Source organism: Aequorivita sp. CRS11 (assembly GCF_059693805.1).
In genome coordinates this window covers 506,290-521,607 of record NZ_JCATIG010000002.1, presented here as the reverse complement: position 1 = coordinate 521,607, position 15,318 = coordinate 506,290, and the positions used below count along the sequence as shown (strand labels likewise).

Below are 15,318 nucleotides of genomic sequence, written 5' to 3'. Positions count from 1 at the left end.
AAAAGCTGACGATATAGCTTACGGCGTGAAGCAATATCTGATTTTATGTAAAATACGCGGTATGAGCTATTTGCTTTATGCGTTCTATAATTTATATTATGTAAAATAGAATATTTTGAAACATACCCATTTGTTTATACTTATAACCCAACAGTGAATTCTCAAACTACTTTCCCCTAAAATATTTACTACGTTAAAAATTGAAGCTTTAAGAACTTAATAAATGGATCAGTAGGATTATCAGTCTGCATTAAGCTTACGTATGCATTATAGGCATTAGCGTGTATGGATATTTTTTGGCGCAGGTCGGCCATCGATGCCGCTTTTGTATAATGGTCCTTAGATTTTTCAAAATCTCCCTTGTAAAGAAATAACTCCCCAAGCGTCGCCAATTTCCACAAACTCGGAAACGGATCTTTTTCGGTGGCTTCAAATGCTTGATCTGCATAGCTTACCATTGCTGCTTTATCTTCTTGCTGCAGGTTTAAAAATGCTAGATTTATGGCGTGAAAATAGATTTGGGAATAATCTTGTTTTTCTTCAGCTATTTTAAGAGCTTCAACATAATGTTTTAAAGCCTTCTTTAAATCTTCTGTACTTGAACTGTTAAGGTATTGGCGTTTGTAGCGTTCTCCTAAAATACCCAACAATTTGGAATTATCTTTTGCCAGTGGATGCTCCTCCAATATTTTTGTTACCTCATCCTCTCTCCCGGCGCCTTCCAAGGCGTACATCAATCGCTCCAAGCCTTTGCTGTCAAGGGTTTTCAAGTTGGGTAACAACGAATTTATTACAGCATTGTATTCTCCTAAAGCAATATTTATTTCTTCCTTATTTGAAAATGTATTGAGGAAACTCTTGTTCATTAAGCTATTCAGCAATAACTGATAACTATCGTCATTTATGTCGTCAATCTGCACCAAGGAAAAGTGATCCGCTTCCACAACCTCTTGAAACTCCTTCGGAAATGGCTCCAAGCTAGAGCTCATGGGTACATACGCATCCTCTGTGGCGGCAATGGTCTTAAATTTAAAGGGATATTTGTGTTGAAATTTTCCATTCCAAGCATTTCTAAGCCTTTGCATATAGGGACTCCCCTCCTTCAGCTCCTTTTCCTCGGCGCTATATGTAAAAAAGTTTTTTAGCTCAATTTCGGGCAAACCATTACTGGGTGTTCCAAAGAAAAGCACATGGCTTATTCTGTCCAAATCATGCTTTTCAAGTTCCAGTAAAGCCTGCTGTGCTACTATGCCTCCCAAATCGTGTGCAACAATGGCGATACGCTTATACTTGGAAAACTTATTTTTTATTGAAGTAAGCAAAAAGTCTGAATTACGCTTTATATCACTTGCGCAAGCCCAGATATTCTTACCCATTTCGGGCACTATGTTGCCGCTATAACCTAACGGAAACATATCCCAACCGTCCATATCTTCATTGGCCATCAACAGTTTTGGTGCTTCCGAAAAGGTGTTTTCTGCATCCCCGGAAAAGCCATGCACAAACAGAATGGCACTATTACTGTTTTCTGTTTCCCTAAATTTTGTAACAGGTTCTTTTTTAGGAGTATTAGAAGCTTCTGCTAAAGCTTCAATTTCAGCTTCATCTGCATTTTCATCTATTAATTTTGAAGCAAAGCTCACCACAAAATCCTCAAATACTTGAAGGTTCGCGTATGGGTTTTGATCTGGATATATCTCTGGCACCTTTTTAAATATGTACTGTACTACCTCAAATATGCGTACAAAGGGATCACTTGCATCATATTTGGCGTCTCCGCGTAATACTTCAATCATACATTTGGTGAAAAGGCTGTTTTTGTCACCGTCCAAAATAACACTCAACTGCTCTGCCCGGCAAGCAGAAACTATGGTCATGCCACGGCCATCGTCCAAATTTTGGGCTAGACCATCTGCATTGGTACGCCGGGGCTGAGAATTTAAGCCCGAAACCCCAGCCGTCATTCCCGCAGCGTGGCAGCAGTCCAAAAAGAATATCAACCTTCTGGATTTCAATTGTGAAATCTTGTATTTTATCTCTTCTGCCTTTATCCACGTGTTTTTGTAGTTATTGGGGTCATAATCATTGGGGCACAGGTGGAAATATTTTTGGTTCTCGGCCTCAGGCTTCTTTTTGGCTTCATCCTTTATGAAGGTATTATCGCTATACATACCACCATGCCCTGAATAAAATAGCAGTACAGAGGAATCTTCATCGGTTCGTTCCAACAGATCATCAAAGGCTTTGAGGATGCCTAGGCGCGTTGCTTTCTTTCCGGTAAGTTTTTTTATGTTTTTCTTGTAATAACTGCCGTGTTCCTTATCGCTCAATATTTTGTACAACGCCTTGGCATCGGTTACGGTTTCGGGTAAATCGGCACCTACCCCAATCAATAGTGCGTGTGCGTTTTTGAGTTTTGCCATTGCAATATGGTTTTATAAAGGTTTAAGGGTTATTTCCAAAAGTCCATAACCTCCTCAAACGCTTTTGTTTTATTGTAATCTATGAATTGGGGATCGTTTTTAAAAAATTTCCAATGGTACAAATGTCCATTGGCTGCGGCTTTTAGCAAATGTTTGTATAGTTCTGTTTCATTATCTGTTGCGGCGTAATATTGACCAAGGGCGTAATCTATTTCCCCAAACTGGTGGTCTGCCCGTAAATTTTCCAAAGTGTTTAGGTTTTTTTCAGCATCAGCTACTTTTCCAATCTTTTGGTTGCTAATGGCCAATTTCACCAAAACATCACTGTTTTCCGGCTCCTGTGAATACACTTCTTTTAAAATACGCTGTGCTTTTTCATATTCTTCTTTATAGAAAAAAGCATCGGCCAGCATTTTTGAGACTACCGTTTCCTTTTCAGTATTTATTATTTTATTGAAGTATTCAACGGCTTTCTCCTTTTCACCTTTCAACAAATACTCCTTTCCCGCTTGCAGATAAAGTTCTTGAGCCTCGGCTGGGCTTGAAACGATATTTATTTTTCGGAAAAATTGATCCAATTTCTCCTCTTTTCCAGCCCTTATATAAGCAATTACCAAAGGCCTGTTCAACAGCTTTGCCTCCACCTCTTTCTGGGTGTTCTCCATAAGCTGTATCGCCGAACTGTATTTACCCAGTTCAATATCGGCATAGGCTTTTACGTAGATACGTATGGTACAATCTGCACAATTTTGAAGGTTCATGCTGTCCATAGCCACCGTTTTGTAAATGGCATCCACATCCTGTGGCCGATTCACATATTGAAGCGCAATCACCATGGCAGTTTTATTGGTTTGCAGGTCGAAAGGTGCTATTTCATATTCCTTTAAAATAGTTCTATAAACGGTTCGGTTCTCTCCTTTCAGTAAGGCTTCATACATATTTAAGAGGTTCAACTGTCTTTTGTTTCTATAGGAATCTGGCTTTATTTGCTTTAATAATGAATCTGCAGTTTTGTATTCACCAAGATTGTAATAGTGGGCAACGCGCAAAACCTTCGGTTCAAAATAGGTAGAATCTGCAGTAATGGCTTTGTTTAATAAATTGATATATTCTTCATTGTCATTGCTATATTTTGCTTCAAGCAAATATTTATAGGCGTCATATTTTGGAGGCGCATCCTGCAACATCAGCTTTTTCTGATCTTCCGTTATGAAATAGCCTGTTATGGATTCATTAAGTTCTTCAATACAATTCAAAGGATTTTCGGCCGCACACTCTGTGGGTTTAAAAGAAATATTGGTTTTGTTGGTCTTTCCGTCAGTAAGCATTCCCTGAAAAAGAAGGTTTCCGTTCTTCAGAAAAAAATTTCCGGAAATAATTTTACTTGGCTTTAAGTATTCCTTAACAATGGTGCTTTCATTTTCCTCGATATTCTTTCCCTTTAAAATACTTCGGTATTCATCTACCTGATCTTGCGTTATTACTTGCGCCACGTTGTTTTCGGTTATACCGTGGATAATCCAGTCAGCAGCCATTTTGCTTACTATATCATATTGTGGGTCGCCCGTATTGTTTCCAAACTTGAGCACTGCAATCTTATCGCTTTTTACTACTTTGGGAAGGATGTTGGAATCTGTTTGTGAAAAATTCCTATTAACTATTAGAAAAACAGCAATTACGCATAAAGAAGTAATGATGCCCAAGGAAGAGAAATACATTTTTTGAAAAGCGGTTCTTTTCTTCTTCTCCTTTTCGTCAATTTCCGTTTCCGTTTTATGTAGCGGCGCAACACGAAATTTCCATAGAAAAAATATATAAAGGGGAAAACAAAGCAGCAGTACGATAATTAAGAAAGCAACAGATTTCTGGGGAAGCCCCAAAGGTTGCCAAGTAATGGAAAGTACCTGCAAAATTACCCATGCAGATACTATATAAATGGACAACATTTTAAAGACTTCCTTTTCATGGCACTGCTTAAAAAAGGATTTTAATTTCATACAGTCTGGTTAGTCTTGCTAAGTTACTTAAATTCAAAAAGTTTCGAGGATTTAAGGATAAAAAAATAAAAGGTATCCATTAAATGATTATATTTATATATTGTCTAACTAAAACCCTTTCAATTATGCCAACACCACCAGATATGCCGCCCAAAGATGATGGCAACAAGCCCAAGAAAAAGCCCCAGGCTGCTAAGCCAAAACCGAAGCCAAAGGTTAAGCCAAAACCAGGAGCTAATATTAACCCAGGTTAATTATAGTTACCATTCGCTAAATTAAAACATTAAAAAAATCCCTCTTCGGAGGGATTTTTTTTTCTATTTCACCCAGAAGAACTATATCAACCTTTCACATCGTAAACAAACGCACGGTATTTTAGAAGTGCAACGAAGAAGGCACCTCCCAGGGCATTGCCCAATAGTGCCAATGCTATAAAGGAAAGGTACTCCACAAAAATAATTTTTGGGGAACTTATTAGTCCGGCAAACACTTCCACATTTCCTACAATACTGTGGTGTAAGCCTGTAAATGCAAGTACGGCGGTGATTATATAAATAATCAATATACGGCTTAATGTATCTTTGGAGGCGGCTACCAACCAGGAGAGCAGCCCCATCAACCAGCCCGCAAGTATAGCACTCACAAGTATAACGCTGCCGTGATAATCGGTAACGTGTACTGCAATTTTTTCAATGGTATTTAATTCAAAAATCCCCAGCTTTGGCCCAATCCAGACCATTAAGAAAGCTATTAAATAGCCCCCAATTAAATTACCCAAAATAACCAATCCCCAAAGCCTCAATAAGCTGCCGAGGCTACGTTTTTTGTTGAGAACCGGAAGTGATAGTAACGAAGTCTGTTCCGTAAAAAGAATGGATTGCCCAAGGATAATCATTATAAACCCAATGGGATATACCAGTGAAAGGCTTTTAATGATGCTATCTTCGGAAATCTTTCCTTCCAAAAAGAAAAACAAGGTACAAATCAATAAGTAGCTGAAACCTATTTCCAAACCGGCGGTCAAGGAACTCAGCAAAATACTCACTGGACTTTTATCATAGGTCTCCTGCCCTTCTATAATTTGCTGTTTCAGAATCTCTCCGTGCGATTTTGCTGAATCGGCCTCAGAAGCTTTCGAATTTTCCAATTCATCGTCAATGTGCTGCTGCTCTTGTGATTTATCGTATTTTTCCTCTGGCATAGGGTGTGTTCATAAAAAAAATCGTTTTCCGAAGATAGAATTATTTACAACATCAGAAAACGAAACTTTAATTTATATATGAATGGTGTTATTTTCGCATCATTTCTTCCAAATGTTGCCTATTGGTTGATTTTCCATAGATTTTTTGGTCTGGGTCCATTATATGTGTGTCTTCCAGCCCGCCTACATATACAGCATCAAAACCAATATCCTCAATAAGCTGTTTGGTAGCTTTTTTACTATCTTCATCCTGCGCAGCAAAAGGAATTGCCAATTTATCGGTATTTCTGAAAGCCCGATCTTTTAAATGTTCTGCATAAATGGTATTGAATGCCTTGGCGGTTTTGGCTGTTCCAAATTTCATAGCGGTATATTCAGAGGCATTTCGGTTGCTGTCGCGAACTTTCTGCGCCATTTCGCCATCGCGTTCAGGATACGGATTGGTTGCGTCAATAATTACCTTATTACCGTATTCCCCGGCATAAAGTTCAGATAATTTATCTATTGCTTTGAACGGAACTGCCAACAGATACACATCTGTATTAGCTTCCCAAGCTTCATCGAGTGTTACGGCCTTCGACTTACCTCCTGCTTCCTGTACCAATTGGTTCAATTGTTCGGGATGGCGGGAAGTAAACAATACTTCGTGGCCAGCTTTGGCCCAATGTTTACCAAGGTTTCCTCCTATGTTTCCACTTCCTATAATTCCTATTTTCATGACTATTTTGTTTTAATGTCTTATTCTTCTTCTGAATTTATTTCTTTCAGTGTTTGTGAAATCTTCTTTCCTTCCGATTTGTTTTTCATTTCAGCGTCTTTCTCAACCTTCAATTCGCCATCTCCTTTAATTTTAAGGTTTTCCTCTTGCTGAAATTTTCCGAAATTCGATGATTTTCTATATTCATCCTGAAAATCTGCATGTTTTTTTTTATCGTTCATAACATTTTGTTTATTTGTTTTTATGCTGAAAAATTTCCATTAAAGGCAAAATCTTTCTGTGGCTTTCGTTCACGCATTTCCTTGAGTTCCTGTTTTTTTAAATTGTTTGGCAATCCATCCGGATTTCCACCAAAATAGCCGAAGGCTACTGCAGTTGCCACATGGTAATCATCTGTAAACTCAAATTCAGAATGTGCTTTTTTGAACTGCACCCCAGCCATCTGGTGCACAGCAATGCCCATAGTGTTTGCCTGGTGGATTACATTGCCCATGAACAATCCCAAGTCGTGCAAGGCGTGAAAATTTTCCTTGTCATTCTTCTCCATTGTTTTCTTGAAGGCGTTTATCCACAGTAGTTGGGCATTACCTGCCCAAGTCTGGTTAAATTCATCCAAACAGTTAAAAATTCTATCGTACATTTCGGTGCCCTGTATTCCCCAAATTACCCTCCACGGTTGAATGTTTGAGGCACTTGGAGCCCAACGGCCTGCTTCCAATAATTTTTTGACTTCTGTTTCAGTAAGAGGCTCCTTTGAAAACATTCTGGGGCTCCATCTATTTTTTATGCTGTCCAGAATGTGGAAATCCAATGGGGTAATTTTGTTAACTGTAACTGCGTCTTCCATTTTTTCTTTTAAATGTAATAGCTTTCCATCGGCATAAAAAGTTTTTAAAAAACTTTTAACGCCCTATTTAAGTATTAACATTTTCATATCATATTTAGACTTTAATTGCTATTATTTTTGCTCAAAATTTTAGTTAATGATCGTCTGGGGAATTTTTATCGCATTTATCATTTTATTTTTAGCGTTGGATTTGGGTGTTTTCAACCGAACTCCACACGTAATCAAAACCAAGGAAGCTGCTATTTGGACTACCGTTTGGGTAACATTGGCGCTTGGTTTCTCAGGAATAATTTATTGGCTTTTTAAGGATGGATTGGTGGAAAATCCTACCAACTTGGCTCCAGACGTTGCGGTGCTTAAATATATTACGGGCTATTTGATAGAGCTTTCCTTGAGTATTGATAATGTTTTTGTTATTGCCGTTATCTTTTCCTCTTTCGCTATTCCGCAGAAATACCAACACGAAGTATTATTTTATGGAATATTGGGAGCTATCGTTTTTAGGGCGTTGATGATCTTTTTCGGTGTAGCGCTTATCAATAAGTTTGATTGGATAATTTATGTGTTTGGAGCTTTTCTGTTATTCACCGCCTTCAGGATGCTAACGCATAAAGAGTCGGAGTTTGACCCGAAGAAATCGAAAATGTTTCGATTTCTAAAAAAACTATTTCCAGTAAGCTATAAAATGGACGGCGATAAGTTTTTTATAAAGCGTATGGGTGTTCGCGCCGCCACTCCCCTATTCGTAGCGCTGATTATAATTGAGCTGACCGATATACTTTTTGCATTGGACAGTATACCTGCAATTCTTGCAATTACGGCAGATCCTTTTATTGTATTCAGTTCAAATATTTTAGCGATTTTGGGACTTCGGTCTATGTATTTCCTGATTTCCAGAATGCTTACCAAATTCAGATATATTAATTATAGTCTTGTGGTTATACTTGCATTTGTGGGTGTAAAAATGATCATTTCACACAATGTTGAAATTCCAGAATGGCTGTCACTTACTGTAATAGGTGTGTCTTTGGCCTCTGGTATTATTGCTTCAATAGTTATTCCAGACCCCAATCCTCCTGCATTAGAAGATTAATTTCACAAAATCCTATTAAAAAGTTTGGAAAGGATTTCTGCTATTGTATCTTTAAATTTATAATCAAAACCGAAAAATATGAATATCAATTTCGAGTATCACGAGGTGGCAGCGAGCCCAAGATTGGAAGCTTTTGTAGCTGAAAAATCAAACAAACTTGAAAATAAATATGACTCAATTGTAGGCGCCGATGTATACTTTAAAAGAGAGAATACATCCAATCCAGAAATCGGAAAAATTTGTAGCGTGCGCTTAAGCATGCCCGGGCCTACCATATTTGCGGAAACATCTACCGCATCATTTGAAGCTTCGGTAGCCAAAGTAATTACGGAGCTTCGTTCGCAACTGCAAAAAAGAAAAGAAAAATTGAAAGCACATTAATGATGAAAGAAATGGGAATAATAGCAAGAGATGATAGACAATTAACACTTATATATAGTAGCAATACCCGTGTGGGCACTCATACGTTGAGCTACCTAACGGGAATTGATGAAAAATATTTAGCTATAGATTTAGCAAAAACTAAAGTATCTGATACCCAATGGGCTGAAATTGCCGATGCACTGGGCGTAAAGATTGGAGATTTGGTTGATAAAAGACAATTGGAAATAGATGTGGAAAGTACCTCCGAATTTGATTCCAATGACTGGCTAAAAATTATTCAAAAAAATGATTCCGTAATCTCAAAGCCGATTGCAATTAAAGGCAATCGCACCAAGCAAATTGATAATCCACCAGAGATTATGGAATTTTTTGAAGTGGATTCTGCAGGGCTTGAGCAAAGTCCGTCAAATGATACACAACCAGATATTGAGCGTACCACAAGTAAGGAAAACTTTATTGAAAAGAATAAGTAATTATTTCTTTTCTACCGTTTCCAGTGGCTGTATACTGGGTTTGATTTTTTTGTAAACCACCAATTGTGGCCTAGTTAAAATATCATTCATTTCTGCCGTTTCTTCTTGTTGCATTTGGTATAAAAGATCAAGTTTTTTCTTCCCGGAAAACCCATCTTCTATTTTCGATTTACGAATTAAAAATTCTTCAACTTTTTGCTGAAATAATAATTCCTGTTTTTCGGTTAGAGAGAGTTCTAGGTCATAACTGTTGGTTATTTTAATGGCCTCTTCTTCTGCAATTGCATAGGACTTCTGAAAAACTGGGTCTTGGGAAAATGCAGAAATACTAAGTAATAAAATTAAAATAGAAACTATCTTTTTCATTGTCTTTAATTATTAAATGATTTTTTATCAAATTAATAATAAAAGAACCCTATCCCAATTACTTTAACGGTCTTTAACGGCTTATAACTAAGAGGTTAACAAACTGATAAGGATTTTTTCAGAAATTATACGGCTAAAGTTTTTTGCTTTATGAGCAGAATAGCATCGTTTACATTCCGAAGCTGTTCCATATCTTCGTTTTTAAACTCAATGTTGAAAACATCTTCTATGTCCAAAATTATATCTACCAAATGAGCAGAATTTATATTCAGTTCGCGAGTGAGATCACTCTTGCGACTTATTTCTTTGGCAGATACATCCTCGGGCAAATAAGTCTTGATAATAGGTTCAAGCTTTGTGTATATTTCTTCCGAAGTCATGTGCTTTAAATTTTTTTAAAGATAGCACATGCGTTTACATCACCAAAACCAAAGCTGGCCTTAGCAATGGTTTGTAACGATGTTTTTTGCATTTTCATCGAAATTTTTTCAGAAGAAATCAAAGAAGCTATTTTTGGATGCAGATTTTCACAATTTACATTGGGAAAAATGAATCCTTCGTGCAGTTGAAGAATTGCAGAAACAATTTCAATACTTCCACTTGCGGCCAAACAATGCCCCACCATTCCTTTTAATGAATTTATGTAAGGAAAGTGTTCTCCTTTTTTATTGAGCGCGATGCTCCAGTTTTCAATTTCATCGGGATCTTTAATGGTAGCAGTAAGGTGCCCGTTTATATAATCGATTTCCGAAGCTTCTGTATTTGAGTCTTCCAAGGCATTTTTTATGCATTTTTGGATTGCCAAACTATTGGGTGCAGTCATACTTCCACCGCCTCTCTGGCCGCCATTATTTACTGCTCCGCCAAGGACTTCGGCATAAATGGTTGCGCCTCTTTTTTGGGCACTTTCCAATGATTCAAGCAAATATGCCCCTGCCCCGCTTCCTGGTACAAAACCGCTAGCGTCTGCACTCATCGGGCCCGCAACTTCTGTTGGGGCATCGTTGTATTTATAGGTGGTAACTTTCATGGCGTCAAAACCACCCCAGATATAAGGGCCGGAATCACTGGTACTCCCACAAAGCATAAATTCGGCGTTTCCGGAGGCAATATGTTCATAGCCCATTAAAAGAGCTTCTGTTCCTGTAGCGCAGGCAGAAGAGTTTGCAGTCACCATATTTCCTGCGCCTATCAATCCTCCAAGATATGCGCTCACACCGCTCGTCATGGTTTGTGCTACTGAAGTGCTGCCCAATCTGCGCACGTTTTTATTATCGATTTTATGAATTGCTTCGCGAAATTTATCCACACCGCTTATACCGGTGCCGAAGATTATGCCAAGGTCCCAAAGTGGTTCCTCATCAGGTTTAGCAGGAGTTATTTTTGCATCTTTTAATGCGTCCATTCCCGCAATTACCCCGTATAAAATACCATTGCTGTTGAAATTACGAAGTTGAAGGTCTGAAAGGTATTTACGTTTTTTTTCTTCGGAAATTTTCGGGCTTGCGCCTAATTGGCATGAAAAATTAAGGTCGCGCAATTCTGGCAAGAACTCAATACCCAAAACTCCTTTTTTTAATGCTTCAGAAAAAGCCGAAATACCAACACCATTTGGCGAAACAACTCCAAGTCCCGTAATTACAACTCGTTTCTTCATTTTAAATCTCTATTCACAATCATTCCACTTATTGTGCCTTTTGCAACTATTTCATCTTTTGCATTCAGCATTTTTACCTTGCATTTTAATTTATTGAACCTGAAATATTCCTTAACGGAGAAAACTTTTACTTTTTCTCCCGGAACAACTGGACAATAGAAATCAATTTCGGTACTGCTCAAAGCTAAATTTATTTTTTCAGAAGAAGTTTCATCCTTTAACAGAAAGATACCCAAACATACCAGTCCAATCTGTGCCATACATTCCGTAAGTATTACGCCAGGTGTTACAGGGTTGTTTTTAAAATGCCCTTCGTAGAAAAATAAGTTTTTTTTAAAAGTATATGTACCCGAAATATCTTCGTCTGAAACCGAAAGCACTTCGTCCACAAACAAAAAAGGTTCGGAATACGGAAGTTGATTTATGATATGTTGATACTCCATTGTTAAATTTTATCTCAAACTTTCCCCTCCATCTACTTTTAATACTGTTCCATTTATCCAATCGGCTTCTTTTTTGCAGAGCAGATAGACAGCATTTGCAACATCTCCAGGATTTGTAAGTCTGTTCTGCGGGTTGCGGAGTTTCGCCATTTCTGCTAGTTTTTCACTCCCGGGAATTACTAAAAAAGAAGGTGTTTCAGTAGTTCCTGCTTGGATGCAATTTGTTGTAATTTTCAAAGGAGCCAATTCTACGGCCATATTGCGCATCAAAGCCTCCAGCACTGATTTAGCAGCAGAAACTCCAGCATAACCTGGCCAAACCCTTGCACTTCCTTCACTGGTAAAAGCAATATTTCGTGCTCCTTTGGCAAAGCTTTTATGCTCAATCAATGTTTGGGTCCATTCATACCAACTTGTTGCCATAGCGTGAATGGTTATTTCCAAGTCTTGTTTTGTCAATAATTCATCTTTCGGGGCATCCATCTTTTTTAAACTGCCCTTTGCAATGCTGTGAAGTAGAATCTTTACACTTTGTGCGGGAAGGTCTTTAATAATTTCTTCCCTAACGTCTTCCTTTAAAGCATCTTTATTGAAAGTTTTCACAGAAATTCCTAAAGATTTCATCTGCCTCACTTCATTTTCAAATTCTTTCAAGTTGCTCTTGCGATCACGATGGACTATACAAATATTCATTCCTTCGGAAGCGAGTTTTTTTGCGGTGGCAAGACCCAAACCGCTACTGCCTCCAAGTATCAATGCCCATTGACTTTTAAATTCGCCCATAATTAAAACTTCAACAATACACGTTGCGCCGAAAACCCGGGGCCAAAACTGAGCATCAGGCCCAGATCGCCTTTAGGGAGGTCTTTGTCCATAAAACGCTCCAAAACATATAACACGGTTGCGCTGCTCATATTGCCGTACAATTTAAGTACTTCTTTGGTATCATCAATGTTTTTCCCGAGACTTCCGAATAAATCCTCAACAGTTTCAACAATTTTTCTGCCCCCCGGATGAAATATGAGATGGTCGATGTCTTCGATCTTTAAGTTGTTCTTCTTCAAAAAAGGATGTACAATAGCTGGAAAATGTTCGGCAATTTTTTCCGGCACAGTTTTGTCGAGTATCATCTGAAGGCCTGTGTTTACAAGCTTAAAGCCCATCATATCTGTAGCATCATAAAAGTGGTACATTTCATCTGCAAGTATTTCGGGGCCATCGTCTTCTTCGTGTGAAGACATTAAAACACAAGCAGCACCATCACCAAAAATTGCGGCGCTAACAATATTCACCATTGAAAAATCCTCTAATTGAAATGTAGCCGTAGGTGCTTCCAAAGCGATAACCGCAGCGCGTTTGCCAGGATTGGCTTTTAAAAAGTTGTTTGCATACATAATTCCTGAAATCCCCGCAGCACAGCCCATTTCGGTTACGGGAAGGCGTACAATGTCTTGCCTCATCTTCAGTTCATTAATCAAATAGGCATCTACGGAAGGAATCATAATTCCCGTGCAGCTCACGGTTATTATAAAATCTATGTCAGTAGGTTTCCAACTAGCTTTGTCAAGTGCATTTTGAAGACATTGTTTACCCAATTTTATGATTTCGCGAGCGTAAATAGCGTTGCGCTCTTCAAAGCTTGTATTTGTAAATACCTCAACAGGATCCATAATGGAATAACGTTTATCGACGCCGGCACTTTCAAAAATTTTAACTACTTTTCGTTGAAAGCGGCTTTCTTGCTGGTACATCCATTGTTTTACAAAAGGAATTACTTCTTCAGTTTTTCGGCTATGTTGGGGCAATTTTTTTGCCACCGTGGTTATCTTTACGCTCATAAATTCTTTTTGAGTATCCATTGGTATCGGTAAGCCCAGCGCCATTGAATTATACTCTTTTGATTTGGGATTTGTTCTGATATTTTTTCTAATTCATCCTTTTTGAAACCTTTTGCAATGGAGACCAGGCCATCATGTCTTGCGGTTTTAGTTTTTAAAAACAAGGTACTTACAATTTTAAAAAGGTTGAAAGCTTGTTTATTTCGGTGCAGATCGTTTATTACTGCGCCAATGGTTACTTTATGCATAAGTTTTTTTAATAGTCCTTCAATCTCTTTATTATTGAAATGGTGCAAAAACAAAGTGCATACTGCAATATCGCAATTTGGAATTAAATTTTCTTCCAAAAAAACATCAACTTTTTGAAATTTTATATTTGGGTAACTTGCACTACTCTCTTTTGCATAGGCTAGGATGTTTTCGTTAAAATCCAAACCAATACAATCAAAATTGAAATTATTTTGATTTCCAAAGTCAGTGCATTTCCGAAGCAATTCACCATCGCCACAACCAATATCCAAAATTGTTACCTTCTCAGCCTTGGAGTGGTTTTGTAGCAATTTTTTTATTCCATCAATTGTAATCGTGTTCCCGCCTAGCCATTTGTTGACAACTTTTAGATCTTTCAATAAATTTTTCATTTCAACTCCTTGAAAATCCAAGTCGTCCATTATTTCTGTTTGGCCAGATCTATATTTATTGCTGAAAGTTATCATTTTGTTGGATTGCCGTGTGTTTTTTGAATGAGTTTTGGAACTAGGGACGGAAATGTTTTTACCATTGCGAAACCCGCTTTCGCTAAATATGGATTCAATAATACTCCCTGAATTAACTTTCCAGCCTTTAATCTTTCATCAAATTCATTATGCCATTGACTTGCATATTGCCGTTCCATGGTCGTTCTATCAAATTCTTCTTTTTGAAATAGTTGGATAAACATTTCTGAAAAAATCTGTGCACTCTTAATAGCCATTGCCATCCCGTTGCCGCAAAGTGGATGTATAAGTCCTGCGCTGTCGCCAACCATAAATATATGGTTTTCAACAGGTTTTTTTTCTTGAAAAGATATTTGGCTAATGGTCAATGGTCTATCGAAAAGGGGCTTTGCACCACTGAAAAATTTATCTAAAAAAGGGTTTTTTGAAAGTTCCTGTTTTTGAAAAGCATCAATATCGCCATATTTTTTAAAAGACTTGAACGTTGCCAAATAACAAGCATTTACAGCTCCCGTTTCAGTCTTGCTCAAACCACAATAACCTCCATTAAAGTTGTGCAGGGCAACAGTATCATCGGGAAAATCATAATAGTAATGAGTCTTTACGCCTAGCCAAGGCGAACTCTTCTGCATAAATTTTCGGTTTAGAAAAGTATCAATATTTGATCTTTTCCCGAAAGCGCCCACGACAAAATCTGCCAATAGTACTGATTTGTTTTGAGTAGTAACACGAAATTGATTTTCTTCAAAAATTATTTTTTCAACAGTGTCAAAAATTATTTTAGCTTTATTTTTTAAAGCTTCATAAAGCAAATTGTCAAACGTATAACGGCTAATTCCAAAACCACCGAGTGGTAAGGTGGCTGTTATGGGGTTCCCGTTCGTATCAGTTATTTTAAATTTGGAAATCTGTTTTGCTCCTACTGTAAATGGATCAATTCCGAGGGATTTTAAATAGGGCAATACTTCGTTACTAACATATTCGCCACACACTTTATGGTTGGGATATTCGCTCCTTTCAACCAAACAAACTGAAAAATTATTTGAGGCAAGATGCAAGGCTGTGGTAAGACCTGCAAGCCCTCCTCCAATTACAATAACGTTCCATTTGTGGTTGTGTATCATTTTGTTTTAAAACTAAAAAAAATCCCGCCCAAAAATGG

18 protein-coding genes are annotated in these 15,318 nt (G+C 37.8%); 4 read left to right on the top strand and 14 right to left on the bottom strand.

All coding sequences use genetic code 11. The features are described from left to right. Positions 1-188: 188 nt before the first annotated feature. On the bottom strand, positions 189-2,423 hold the full coding sequence (locus AC58DT_RS05585) for a caspase family protein (RefSeq protein ID WP_497215849.1): 2,235 nt from the start codon (positions 2,421-2,423) through the stop codon (positions 189-191). A gap of 29 nt (positions 2,424-2,452) precedes the next feature. Further along, positions 2,453-4,420: a tetratricopeptide repeat protein gene (locus AC58DT_RS05580; protein WP_497215848.1), complete on the bottom strand. Its 1,968-nt coding sequence runs from the start codon at positions 4,418-4,420 to the stop codon at positions 2,453-2,455. A 125-nt stretch (positions 4,421-4,545) separates the two neighbouring features. Here AC58DT_RS05580 and AC58DT_RS05575 point away from each other — a divergent pair, with 125 nt between their 5' ends. Continuing rightward, entirely contained in the window at positions 4,546-4,674 is a 129-nt protein-coding gene (locus AC58DT_RS05575) for a hypothetical protein (protein WP_497215847.1), read from the top strand. 86 nt (positions 4,675-4,760) lie between these two features. Here the strand turns inward: AC58DT_RS05575 and AC58DT_RS05570 are convergent, their stop codons facing one another. From AC58DT_RS05570 to AC58DT_RS05555, 4 genes are all read right to left on the bottom strand, one after another. Next, the gene (locus tag AC58DT_RS05570) at positions 4,761-5,621 is read right to left on the bottom strand and encodes a formate/nitrite transporter family protein (protein ID WP_497215846.1); all 861 of its coding nucleotides are present in this window, start codon (positions 5,619-5,621) and stop codon (positions 4,761-4,763) included. A gap of 88 nt (positions 5,622-5,709) precedes the next feature. Further along, positions 5,710-6,339: an NADPH-dependent F420 reductase gene (locus AC58DT_RS05565; RefSeq protein WP_497215845.1), complete on the bottom strand. Its 630-nt coding sequence runs from the start codon at positions 6,337-6,339 to the stop codon at positions 5,710-5,712. A 20-nt stretch (positions 6,340-6,359) separates the two neighbouring features. Beyond that, positions 6,360-6,560 (bottom strand): hypothetical protein, encoded by a 201-nt coding sequence (locus AC58DT_RS05560; RefSeq protein ID WP_497215843.1) that lies wholly within the window; start codon positions 6,558-6,560, stop codon positions 6,360-6,362. A gap of 20 nt (positions 6,561-6,580) precedes the next feature. Further along, entirely contained in the window at positions 6,581-7,186 is a 606-nt protein-coding gene (locus AC58DT_RS05555) for a nitroreductase family protein (protein WP_497215842.1), read from the bottom strand. Positions 7,187-7,322: 136 nt separating this feature from the next. Here AC58DT_RS05555 and AC58DT_RS05550 point away from each other — a divergent pair, with 136 nt between their 5' ends. From AC58DT_RS05550 to AC58DT_RS05540, 3 genes are all read left to right on the top strand, one after another. Beyond that, the gene (locus AC58DT_RS05550) at positions 7,323-8,279 is read left to right on the top strand and encodes a TerC family protein (protein WP_497215841.1); all 957 of its coding nucleotides are present in this window, start codon (positions 7,323-7,325) and stop codon (positions 8,277-8,279) included. A gap of 78 nt (positions 8,280-8,357) precedes the next feature. After that, on the top strand, positions 8,358-8,660 hold the full coding sequence (hpf, locus tag AC58DT_RS05545; protein WP_497215840.1) for a ribosome hibernation-promoting factor, HPF/YfiA family: 303 nt from the start codon (positions 8,358-8,360) through the stop codon (positions 8,658-8,660). Beyond that, positions 8,660-9,136: an arsenate reductase family protein gene (locus tag AC58DT_RS05540; RefSeq protein WP_497215839.1), complete on the top strand. Its 477-nt coding sequence runs from the start codon at positions 8,660-8,662 to the stop codon at positions 9,134-9,136. Before hpf ends, AC58DT_RS05540 begins: the two co-directional genes overlap by 1 nt. Here AC58DT_RS05540 and AC58DT_RS05535 read toward each other — a convergent pair whose 3' ends face one another. The 8 genes from AC58DT_RS05535 to AC58DT_RS05500 all read right to left on the bottom strand — a co-directional run bounded on the left by AC58DT_RS05535 (position 9,137) and on the right by AC58DT_RS05500 (position 15,280). Beyond that, the gene (locus AC58DT_RS05535; RefSeq protein ID WP_497215838.1) at positions 9,137-9,502 is read right to left on the bottom strand and encodes a hypothetical protein; all 366 of its coding nucleotides are present in this window, start codon (positions 9,500-9,502) and stop codon (positions 9,137-9,139) included. It lies immediately after the preceding gene. A 125-nt stretch (positions 9,503-9,627) separates the two neighbouring features. Continuing rightward, positions 9,628-9,882 (bottom strand): acyl carrier protein, encoded by a 255-nt coding sequence (locus AC58DT_RS05530; protein WP_497215837.1) that lies wholly within the window; start codon positions 9,880-9,882, stop codon positions 9,628-9,630. Positions 9,883-9,887: 5 nt separating this feature from the next. After that, on the bottom strand, positions 9,888-11,159 hold the full coding sequence (locus AC58DT_RS05525; RefSeq protein WP_497215836.1) for a beta-ketoacyl-[acyl-carrier-protein] synthase family protein: 1,272 nt from the start codon (positions 11,157-11,159) through the stop codon (positions 9,888-9,890). Further along, positions 11,156-11,602, bottom strand: a complete 447-nt coding sequence (locus AC58DT_RS05520) for a 3-hydroxyacyl-ACP dehydratase FabZ family protein (RefSeq protein ID WP_497215835.1) — start codon at positions 11,600-11,602, stop codon at positions 11,156-11,158. The genes AC58DT_RS05525 and AC58DT_RS05520 overlap by 4 nt, the downstream gene beginning before the upstream one ends. A gap of 9 nt (positions 11,603-11,611) precedes the next feature. Continuing rightward, positions 11,612-12,385 carry an SDR family NAD(P)-dependent oxidoreductase gene (locus tag AC58DT_RS05515; protein WP_497215834.1) on the bottom strand — a complete coding sequence of 258 codons (774 nt, stop codon included), beginning with the start codon at positions 12,383-12,385 and terminating at the stop codon, positions 11,612-11,614. A 2-nt stretch (positions 12,386-12,387) separates the two neighbouring features. Beyond that, entirely contained in the window at positions 12,388-13,440 is a 1,053-nt protein-coding gene (locus tag AC58DT_RS05510; RefSeq protein WP_497215833.1) for a type III polyketide synthase, read from the bottom strand. After that, positions 13,437-14,156 (bottom strand): methyltransferase domain-containing protein, encoded by a 720-nt coding sequence (locus tag AC58DT_RS05505; RefSeq protein WP_497215832.1) that lies wholly within the window; start codon positions 14,154-14,156, stop codon positions 13,437-13,439. Before AC58DT_RS05505 ends, AC58DT_RS05510 begins: the two co-directional genes overlap by 4 nt. Then, positions 14,153-15,280: an NAD(P)/FAD-dependent oxidoreductase gene (locus AC58DT_RS05500; protein ID WP_497215831.1), complete on the bottom strand. Its 1,128-nt coding sequence runs from the start codon at positions 15,278-15,280 to the stop codon at positions 14,153-14,155. The genes AC58DT_RS05505 and AC58DT_RS05500 overlap by 4 nt, the downstream gene beginning before the upstream one ends. Between the last annotated feature and the right edge of the window lie 38 nt (positions 15,281-15,318).